This window comes from Actinoplanes oryzae (assembly GCF_030757795.1).
In the GTDB taxonomy this organism is placed as follows: domain Bacteria; phylum Actinomycetota; class Actinomycetes; order Mycobacteriales; family Micromonosporaceae; genus Actinoplanes.
Window position 1 is genome coordinate 25,024 of sequence record NZ_JAUQWH010000092.1, and the last position, 9,680, is coordinate 34,703.

A 9,680-nucleotide genomic window follows, 5' to 3' on the forward strand; every position below is an offset into this window, starting at 1 on the left:
GCACCGGCACCGGTGCGGGACCCGCGTCCCGCACCGGCGCCTCGCACGCTGAGGCGGTGAGAAGAGCCCCTGCCTGGCAGCTGTGCCTGGGCGCAGCACCCCTGGCGATCGCGCTCTACTACTGGCTGGTGACCCTCGGCCCGGACTACGCGGTCGCGCAGTCCGCCGTCTACGCCGCCGCGAACCTCACCGTCACCGTGGCGGCCGCCGTCGCGGCCAAGACCCATCCCACGGTACGCATCCCGCTGCTGCTCGTCTCCGCCAGCGCCTTCTCCTCCGTCGCCGCCGACGTCAGCTTCTACTTCCTGGCGTTGTCGTCGGGCGACGTCCCGTACCCGAGCATCGCGGACGTGGGGTATCTGGCCGCGTACCCGCTGCTCGCCGCCGGCCTGCTCGGCATCGTCCGGCGGCGCACGCCCGGCTGGAACCTCGCCAGCGCCGTGGACGCGGCCACCGTGGCGGTCGGCACGGGCTACCTGGTCTACGCCCTGGTCATCGAGCCGACCCTGGAGGTGGGCGCCGGGGACCTGCCCACGCTCGTCTCGGTCGCGTACCCGGTGGGCGACCTCATGCTCATCGCGACCGGTGCGCGCCTGCTGCTCGGGGCGGGGCGCCGGACCGTCTCGCTGCGGCTCTTCGGCGTCTACCTCGGCGGGGTCCTCTACGCCGACACCGCGTACAGCGTGCAGAGCCTCGACGGCACCTACCAGGTCGCGAACTATCTCGACGCGGTGTGGATGACGACAGGGTTCGCGTTCGCCGCCGGTCTGCTGCACCCCTCCCTGCGGACGATGATCGCGCCCGCGCCCGTCGCCACGCCGGACGCCACCCCGGCCCGCCTCGTCGTGCTGGCGGTGTCCGCCCTGCTCGCCCCCACCACCGTGCTGACCCAGCATCTGCGCGGCAACGACACCCCCGTCGTGGCGGCGACGATCGTGTGCGACCTGTTGTTCCTGCTGGTGCTGGCCCGCATGGCCGGCCTGGTCAAGGCCCAGCGCGCCGCCGCCATCACCGACAGCCTCACCGGCCTGCACACCCGCCGCTACCTCAACGAGACGCTGCGCACCGAGCACGCCCGGCACCAGCGCTCCGGCCGCCCGGTCGGCCTGCTGCTGCTGGACGTCGACCACTTCAAGGCGGTCAACGACGCCTACGGCCACCACGGCGGCGACCAGGTCCTCATCGAGGTCGCGAGCCGCCTGCGCGGCCTGGTCCGCCCCGGCGACATCGTGGCCCGCTACGGCGGCGAGGAGTTCGCCGTGGTCCTGCCCGGCGCCGGCCTCGACGAGACCGCCATGGTCGGCGAACGCGTCCGCCGTGGCATCGCCGCCGCCCCGATCGCCGTCGGCGCGGACAACCACCACCAGGTCACCGTCTCGGTCGGCGTGGCCGGCATGCCCCGCCCGTGCACGGACATCGACGCCCTCGTCCACGCCGCCGACCATGCCCTCTACGCCGCCAAGGAGGGCGGCCGCGACCAGGTCGCCGCGGCCGGCCCCCGGCTCGCCCCGGCCGCGCATTGACTGCTCGGGCACACTGGGCCCGTGGAGAGTCACGAGTTCGGGGCCGCCGTACGCCAGTTGCGGGAGAGCACGGCCCCGGAGAGTGTCGGACTGCCGGCCGGTCGCCGGCGGGTGCGGGGGCTGCGGCGTGAGGAGCTCGGCGAGCTCGCCGGGATGTCCGCCGACTACGTACGCCGGTTGGAGCAGGGGCGCAGCCACCCGTCGGCCGGCGTGGTGAAGGCCATCGCCCGGGCGCTGCGGGCCGGGCGGGCCGACTACGAGCGGCTGTCCGCGCTGGCCGGGTATGCCGCCGCGGACGGTCAGGTGCCGAACGAGGTCGGCCCGGGCGCGATGCGGCTGCTGGAACGGTTCACGGACACCCCGATGTTCGTCTCCGACGCGGCGATGAACCTGGTCGCCGTCAACGGCCCGTTCCTGGCCCTCGGGCACTGGGAGCCCCTCGGCGAGCCGTGGGAGTGGAACATCGCCTGGCGGACCTTCTGCACGCCGTTCAGCGCCTTCCAGCAGTCCGCGGCCGACGCCACCGACCATCAGGCGATCCTCGTCGCTCAGCTGCGGAGCGCGCGGTTGCGCTACCCCGCCGACGCGTCGCTCGCCGCGCTGGTGGACGAGTTGCGCAGCCGCAGCCGCCTGTTCGACACCCTGTGGCGTACGCCACGACCGGTCGCGGCGTACGAGAGCAGTGCCGACTTCGTCCACCCGGACGGCACCGCTGTCACGCTCGTCGGCAGCCTCCTCGCCATCCCGGGCGACGACCTGGCGGCGCTGATGCTCACCGCGGCGCCGGGCTCGGCCGACGCGGCCCGGCTCGCCGAGATCGTCGAAGCCGCCGGGGAGCCGGCCATCACGAGGGTGGGCCAGACCGGCCCAGGATGATCACGCCGGAACCTGCGAGGTTGAGTGGCGTCACCGGCAACCACTCCGAAAGCGGGTCCAGCGATGAAGGCAGTACGTTTCCACGAGTTCGGCGGTCCCGAGGTCCTGCGCTACGAGGACGTCGAGCAGCCCGCCCCCGGCGCCGGTCAGGTCCGGATCCGCGTCGCCGCGACGTCGTTCAACGGCGTCGACGGCAACATCCGCGCGGGGTTCATGCAGGGCCCGATCCCGGTCGAGCTGCCCCACACCCCCGGCCTCGACGTCGCCGGCACGGTCGACGCGCTCGGCGAGGGCGTGACCGACATCGCGGTCGGCGACCAGGTCATCGGCTTCCTGCCGATGACGGGGACCGGGGCGGCCGCGGAGTACGTGATCGCGCCGGCCGAGATCCTGACCGGGGCACCCAGGACCATCCCGCTCGCCGACGCGGCGGCCCTCCCGCTGGTGGGCCTGACCGCCTGGCAGGCGCTGTTCGACCACGGCAAGCTGACCGCCGGCCAGCGGGTGCTGATCAACGGCGCGGGCGGCGCGGTCGGCGGGTACGCCGTCCAGCTGGCCAAGGAGGCGGGTGCGCACGTGATCGCCACGGCCTCCCCGGCCAGCGCCCCGGGCGTCGAGGCCGCGGGGGCCGACGAGGTGATCGACCACACCACCACCGACGTGACCGCGGCGGTGCGCGAGCCGGTCGACCTCGTGGTCAACCTCGCGCCGGTCACCCCGGAGCAGCTGGCCGCGCTGGTCCCGCTGATCCGCGACGGCGGGGCCCTCGTGAACACCACTGTGTGGATGCCCGCACCGTCCGACGAGAAGCGCGGCGTACGCGGCATCGACCTGTTCGTCCGCAGCGACGCCGACCAGCTCGCCGACCTGGCCGCCCGCGTCAGCACCGGCGAGCTGCGCGTCGAGGTCGCCCGCCGGGTGCCGCTGGCCGGCCTGCCCGCGGTGCACGCCGAGGCCGGCCCGGGCAAGACCGTCGTCCTCGTCGCCGCGGCCTGAGGAGCTCCCATGTCTCTCTCCCTCGACCCCCAGATCGCCGAGGCGCTGGCCCCGATGGCCGGGTTCACACCCCCGGCGGCGGGCGACATCGCCGGCCGGCGTGCCGTATGGGAACCGATCATCGGTGCCGCGAGCGCCGCCCAGCCCATGCCCGCCGACGTCACCCTCACCGACCACATCGTCACCACCGCCGACGGCGAGCACATCAAGGTGCGCTGGTACGCCAAGGACGGCGCGACACCCGGGCCGGCCGCGCTCTTCTTCCACGGCGGCGGCTACATCTTCGGCCACATCGACCTGTTCGACGGCCCGGTCGCTCGTTACGTGTCGGCCTCCGGCGTGCCGATGCTGTCGGTGGAGTACCGCCGCGCGCCCGAGTTCCCGTTCCCGACGCCGCTCGAGGACGCGTACGCCGCCCTGGCCTGGCTGCACGACCGGGCCCCCGAGTGGGGCCTCGACCGCGCCCGCATCGCGGTGCTGGGCGACAGCGCCGGCGGCGGCATGGCAGCGGCCCTGGCCATCCTGGCCCGCGACCGCGGCGGCCCCGCCATCGCCCACCAGCTGCTGCTCATGCCGATGCTCGACGACCGCGTCGCCACCCCCGACCCGCACATCGAGCCGTACCTCCTCTGGTCGTACGACGACAGCCGCACCGCCTGGCCGGCCCTTCTCGGCGACGCGGCGGGCGGACCCGGCGTCCCGGCCACCGCCGCCCCGGCCCGCCTCGAGGACGCCACGGACCTCCCCCCGGCCTACATCGAGGTCGGCCAGCTCGACGTGTTCCGCGACGAGGACCTCGCGTACGCCGCCAAGCTGAGCCGGGCCGGCGTCCCGGTCGAGTTCCACCTCCACCCCGGCGCCCCGCACGAGTTCGACTCGATCGCCTTCAAGTCCGACCTCGCCCGGCGCGCCATCGCCGACCGCGTCCGGGTCCTCAAGTCCCTCTGACCGCGCCGTCGGCGGATCCTCTCCTACGGGAGACGTAGGGTGGCGATCATGACGTACTCCGCCCTCAGTCATCTGGAATGCTCGCGGACCGGCGAGCGCTACGACGCCGATCGGGTGCAGGGGGTGAGCGCCGCCGGGGTGCCGTTGCTCGCCCGCTACGACTTGGAGCTGGCGGCGAAGACGTTCACCAAGGAGGCGCTCGCGGGACGGCCGGCGTCAATGTGGCGCTATCACGAGATGCTGCCCGTGTCCTCGCCGGACGCGGTCGTCTCGCTCGGGGAGGTCATGACGCCGCTGGTGCCGTTGCCCCGCTACGGGGCCCGGATCGGCGTACCGGATCTGCTGCTGAAGGACGAGGGCCTGGTGCCGACCGGCACGTTCAAGGCGCGCGGGGCCGCGGCGGGGGTGTCGCGCGCCGTGGAGCTGGGTGTCGCCGGGGTGGCCATGCCGACCAACGGGAACGCGGGGGCGGCGTGGGCGCTCTACGCGGCGCGGGCCGGGCTGCCGAGCCTGATCGCGATGCCCGTCGCCGCGCCGGAGATCACCCGCAAGGAGGTCGCCGTGGCCGGCGGGGAGCTCTACCTGGTGGACGGGCTGATCGGGGACGCCGGGCGGCTGGTGGCGGCGGCGGTGAAGCAGCGGCCGGGCTGGCAGGAGGTGTCGACGCTCAAGGAGCCCTACCGGCTCGAGGGCAAGAAGACGATGGGGTACGAGATCGCCGAGCAGCTGGGCTGGGAGATGCCGGACGTCATCCTCTATCCGGCCGGCGGCGGCGTCGGGCTGATCGGCATCTGGAAGGCGCTGCTGGAGCTGCGGGACCTGGGCTGGATCGGCGACCGGCTGCCGCGGCTGGTCGCCGTGCAGGCCGAGGGGTGCGCGCCGATCGTCAAGGCGTTCCGGGAGGGGGCCGAGGTGAGCGAGCCGTTCCCGGACGCGCGGACCGTGGCCTTCGGGATCACGGTGCCCAAGGCGCTCGGCGACTTCCTCGTGCTGCGCGCGGTGCGGGAGACGTCCGGCACGGCGGTCGCGGTCAGCGACGCCGACCTGCTGGCCGAGCAGCGCCGGGTGGCCGCGGACGAGGGCACCTTCATCTGCCCGGAGGGGGCGGCGTGCCTGGCGGCGGCGCGCGACCTGCGCCAGGCGGGGTGGATCGGCGCGGGCGAGCGGGTGGTGATCCTCAACACGGGTACGGGCCTGAAATACCCCGAAACGGTGGAGGTCGACGCCCCTGTCCTCCCCGTGGACGGCGTAATACCTATTAAGTCGGTCTGATATGTGGGACAAGTGTGGTCCCGGGGCTGATGCATCCCTAGGTTCTCCTGGTGGCGGCCATGATCAACGGCCGCGTGACCACACTTCGGGAGACCTTTCATGCACACCCCCCTCACCCGGCGCCGCACCCTGGCCGCGTTCGTGGCATCCGCCGTCGTGCTCGCCACGGCGGCCTGCGGCGGCGACGATGACGGGGACGCGGCGGCCGGCGGCCTGACGAAGATCCAGGTCGCCCTCGACTGGACCCCCAACACCAACCACACCGGCCTGTACGTGGCCCAGAGCAAGGGCTTCTTCCGGGCGCACGGGCTCGAGGTCGAGCTCGTGCAGCCCGGTGACGCCGACGCGTCCGCGCTCGTCGCCGCCGACAAGGTGCCCTTCGCCGTGAGCGCGCAGGAGGCCCTGACCCAGGCCCGGGCCGAGGGCGCCCCGCTGGTCAGCGTGGCCGCGGTGATCCAGCACAACACCTCGGGCTTCGCGTCGCCGAAGGACCGCAACCTGACCCGGCCCGCCCAGTACGCCGGCAAGACCTACGGCGGCTACGGCGGCCCGGTCGAGGAGCCGCTGCTCAAGACCATCGTCAAGGCCGACGGCGGCGACCCGGCCACGATCAGGAGCGTCAACGTGGGCGACGCCGACTTCTTCGCCGCCACGAAGAAGGGCATCGACTTCGAGTGGATCTACTACGGCTGGGACGGCGTCAAGGCCGAGCTGCTCGACCAGCCCGTGAACATCCAGTACGTCAAGGACTACGCGCCCGAGCTGGACTTCTACACCCCGATCCTGATCACCAACGAGAAGCGGATCAGCGGCGACCCGGAGCTGGTGAGGTCGTTCGTGGCCGCGGCGTCGGAGGGGTACACGTACGCGGCGAAGAACCCGGCCGAGTCCGCCGGCATCCTGCTGAAGGCCGCCCCGGACCTCGACGCCGACCTGGTGCAGAAGAGTCAGGAGTGGCTCAGCCCGCGCTACCAGGACGACGCGGCGCGCTGGGGCGAGCAGAAGCCGGAGATCTGGACCGGCTTCTCGAAGTGGCTCTACGACCAGAAGGTCATCTCCACCGAGGTCGACGCGTCGAAGGCGTACTCCAACGACTTCCTCCCGAAGGCGTGACGCGCCGCATCGCCCCGGTCGTCGCGGTCGTCGCGATCCTGGCGGCCTGGCAGGCGTACACCTCGATCTCCGGGGTCGACTCCTGGTTGTTGCCGAGCCCGGCGGACATCGTGGACGCCGCAGCCGACCAGCGGGACGTGCTGCTGACCAACGCCTGGGCGACCACCTGGCTGACCGTGCTCGGGCTCGCCGCGGGCGTGGCGACCGGCATCGTCACGGCCGTCGTGCTGCACCTGGTGCCGCTGCTGCGCGCCGCGGTCTACCCGCTGCTGGTGGTCAGCCAGAACATCCCGACCATCGCGATCGCCCCGCTGCTGGTGGTGTGGCTCGGCTTCGGGCTGGCACCGAAGCTCGTGGTGATCGTCCTGGTGTGCTTCTTCCCCGTCGCGGTGGCCACGCTCGACGGGCTGCGCCGCAGCGACCCGCTGATCGCCGACTTCCTGCTGATGAGCGGGGCGGACCGGCGGCAGCTGTTCACGATGCTGCAGTGGCCGGGCGCGCTGCCGTCGCTGTTCTCGGGGCTCAAGATCGCGGCCACGTACAGCGTCTTCGGCGCCATCGTCTCGGAGTGGATGGGCAGCGAGACCGGGATCGGGCGCTACATGCTCGTGCAGAAGTCCGCGTTCCGCGCCGACCGGCTCTTCGTGGCCATCGCGATCGTCGTGCTGCTCGCGCTGCTCGTCTTCGGCCTCGTGCTGCTGCTGGAGAAGGTGACCGTCAAGGGCCGCGCCCCGGAGAGGAAGACCAGTGACTGAGCCGGCCCTGGAGGTGACGGGGCTCTCCCACGCGTACGGGGAGCTCCGGGTCCTCGACGACATCTCGCTGCGCGTGGAGGCGGGGGAATTCGCCGCGATCGTCGGGCCCTCCGGCAGCGGCAAGAGCACGCTGTTCCACCTCATCGGCGGCCTGCTCACCCCGTCCGCCGGCGGCATCACGGTGGGCGGCGAGCCGGTACGGCGCGGGCTGATCGGCTACATGCCGCAGGCGCCGGCGCTGCTGCCGTGGCGCACGATCGAGGACAACGTGCTCGTGGCCCGCGAGATCAGCGGCGCCGGCCGGTCCCGGGCGCTCGCGCGGGAGTGGCTCGCCAAGGTCGGGCTGGACGGCTTCGCCCGCTCCTATCCGTACGAGCTCTCCGGCGGCATGCAGCAGCGGGTCGCGTTCCTGCGGGCCCTGCTCGCCGAGCACCCGCTGCTCTGCCTCGACGAGCCGTTCAGCGCCCTCGACGCGATGCTGCGCGCCGAGATGCACCGCTGGCTGCTCGACATCTGGGAGCAGAACAGGCGGGCGGTCCTCTTCGTCACCCACAACATCGAGGAGGCGCTGCTCCTCGCCGACACCGTGTACGTCTTCACCTCCCGCCCGGCCACCGTGCTGGACCGCGTCGAGGTGCCCTTCGCCCGCCCGCGCCGCCCCGAGGTCGTCGACGACCCCGCCTTCGTGCGCCTGCGACGCCGGCTCACCGACAGCCTGACTGCGAGAACCCCATGACCCTCACCCACGTCCGCGTGATGCTGGAGTACTTCCACCCCTGGACCAACGCCGCCGGCCTGTACGTCGCCAGCGCGAACGGCTGGTACCGCGACGCCGGCCTGGACGTCGAGCTCAGCGTCTTCGACGCCCTGCGCGGCGACACGCTGGAACACCTGCGCCGAGGCGAGGCCCACCTCGGCGTCTTCCCGACCAACCGGCTGCTCGTGCGCCGGGCCGCCGGCGAGCCGCTGCGGGCCGTCGCCGCCGTCAACCACCGGGGCCTGGAGACCGTCCAGACCGTCGCCGGGCGCGGCATCACCCGCCCCCGGGACCTGGCCGGGCGCCGGCTCGCCCTCAACCCCACCCCGCGCGGCGTCGCCATGGTCCGGCACCTGGTGGCCGCGGACGGCGGCGACCCGGACGCGGTGCTCCTCGTCGACAGCGGGCACCGCGAGCTGAGCGCCGACGACATCGCCGCCGGCCAGGTCGACGCCACGTTCGGCGGCTACTGGGCGTGGGACGCGCTCTTCGCCCAGCTGCCCGGCGAGGAGCACGTGGTGTGGCCGGTCGACGAGATCGGTGCGCCGCCCTATCACAGCTACCTGCTCGGCACCGGGCCCGCACTGGCCGGCCGCGACGATCTGATCCGGACGTTCCTCGACGTCACCGAGCGCGGTTACCGGGCCGCCACCGACGACCCGGCCGGCACCCTCGCCGTGCTGGACCGGGTGATCCCGTACTTCCCGCGGGCTCTGCTGGCGCGCTCCCTCGGCCTGATCGCGCCGACCTGGTGGCACGACGGCCGCTGGGGCGAGGTGCGGCCCGAGCTGATGCAGCCCTACACCGAGTGGCTGGCCGCGAACGCCATCCTGCCCGCCGGCTTCGACTGGCGCGACGCCGTGTGGCCGGGCCACGACCGGGCCGTGCGATGACCTCGCCCCTGATCCGGGCCGCCGAGCTGGCAGCGCTGCCGGACGTGACCGTCCTGGACGCGACTGTCGAGCTGGCCGCGCCCCGGTTCGACGGTGACCACGCCGCGGCGTCCGGCCACGCGGGCTGGGAGCGCGAGCACCTTCCGGGGTCCCGGCACGCCGACCTGCTGCACGAGCTGAGCGACCCGGACGCCGGCCACCACTTCGCGCACCCGTCGCCCGAGCGGCTGGCCGCCGCGCTGGGCGGGCTCGGCGTCTCGGACGGCACCCCGGTGGTCGTCTACGACCGGGCCGGCGGGCTGTGGGCGGCTCGCCTGTGGTGGCTGCTGGACTGGATCGGCGTGCCCGCGCGGGTTCTCGACGGCGGCCTGGCCGCCTGGCGAGCCGCGGGCCTGCCGGTCGCGTCGGGCCCCGCGGACCCCGGGCACGGCACCGTCACCCCGCGTCCCCGGGCCGGGCGCTGGGTCACGCTGCGGGATCTGTCCGGCTTTCTCGACGGTACGAACGCCGCCACGGTGACCTGCGCCCTGAACCCGCCGGCGTATCG

At 73.5% G+C, this 9,680-nt stretch carries 10 protein-coding genes; all 10 read left to right on the top strand.

From position 1 onward, the window contains the following. The first annotated feature begins 56 nt into the window (after nt 1-56). Nucleotides 57-1,523, top strand: a complete 1,467-nt coding sequence (locus RBH18_RS26555) for a GGDEF domain-containing protein (RefSeq protein ID WP_306212505.1) — start codon at nt 57-59, stop codon at nt 1,521-1,523. Between the two features lie 21 nt (nt 1,524-1,544). Further along, the gene (locus RBH18_RS26560; protein ID WP_306212507.1) at nt 1,545-2,399 is read left to right on the top strand and encodes an MmyB family transcriptional regulator; all 855 of its coding nucleotides are present in this window, start codon (nt 1,545-1,547) and stop codon (nt 2,397-2,399) included. Between the two features lie 63 nt (nt 2,400-2,462). Beyond that, nucleotides 2,463-3,395 carry an NADP-dependent oxidoreductase gene (locus tag RBH18_RS26565; RefSeq protein ID WP_306212509.1) on the top strand — a complete coding sequence of 311 codons (933 nt, stop codon included), beginning with the start codon at nt 2,463-2,465 and terminating at the stop codon, nt 3,393-3,395. 9 nt (nt 3,396-3,404) lie between these two features. Continuing rightward, nucleotides 3,405-4,343, top strand: a complete 939-nt coding sequence (locus tag RBH18_RS26570; protein WP_306212511.1) for an alpha/beta hydrolase — start codon at nt 3,405-3,407, stop codon at nt 4,341-4,343. Nucleotides 4,344-4,391: 48 nt separating this feature from the next. After that, nucleotides 4,392-5,615, top strand: a complete 1,224-nt coding sequence (locus tag RBH18_RS26575; protein ID WP_306212513.1) for a threonine synthase — start codon at nt 4,392-4,394, stop codon at nt 5,613-5,615. A 99-nt stretch (nt 5,616-5,714) separates the two neighbouring features. Then, nucleotides 5,715-6,728, top strand: a complete 1,014-nt coding sequence (locus tag RBH18_RS26580) for an ABC transporter substrate-binding protein (protein ID WP_306212514.1) — start codon at nt 5,715-5,717, stop codon at nt 6,726-6,728. After that, nucleotides 6,725-7,483 carry an ABC transporter permease gene (locus tag RBH18_RS26585; RefSeq protein WP_306212516.1) on the top strand — a complete coding sequence of 253 codons (759 nt, stop codon included), beginning with the start codon at nt 6,725-6,727 and terminating at the stop codon, nt 7,481-7,483. Before RBH18_RS26580 ends, RBH18_RS26585 begins: the two co-directional genes overlap by 4 nt. Then, entirely contained in the window at nt 7,476-8,219 is a 744-nt protein-coding gene (locus tag RBH18_RS26590; RefSeq protein WP_306212518.1) for an ABC transporter ATP-binding protein, read from the top strand. The genes RBH18_RS26585 and RBH18_RS26590 overlap by 8 nt, the downstream gene beginning before the upstream one ends. Further along, a complete protein-coding gene (locus RBH18_RS26595) occupies nt 8,216-9,133 on the top strand; it encodes an ABC transporter substrate-binding protein (protein ID WP_306212520.1) in 918 nt (305 codons plus the stop codon). Before RBH18_RS26590 ends, RBH18_RS26595 begins: the two co-directional genes overlap by 4 nt. After that, on the top strand, nt 9,130-9,680 hold a 551-nt coding region (locus tag RBH18_RS26600), incomplete at its 3' end, for a sulfurtransferase (RefSeq protein WP_306212521.1). The genes RBH18_RS26595 and RBH18_RS26600, both read left to right, overlap by 4 nt.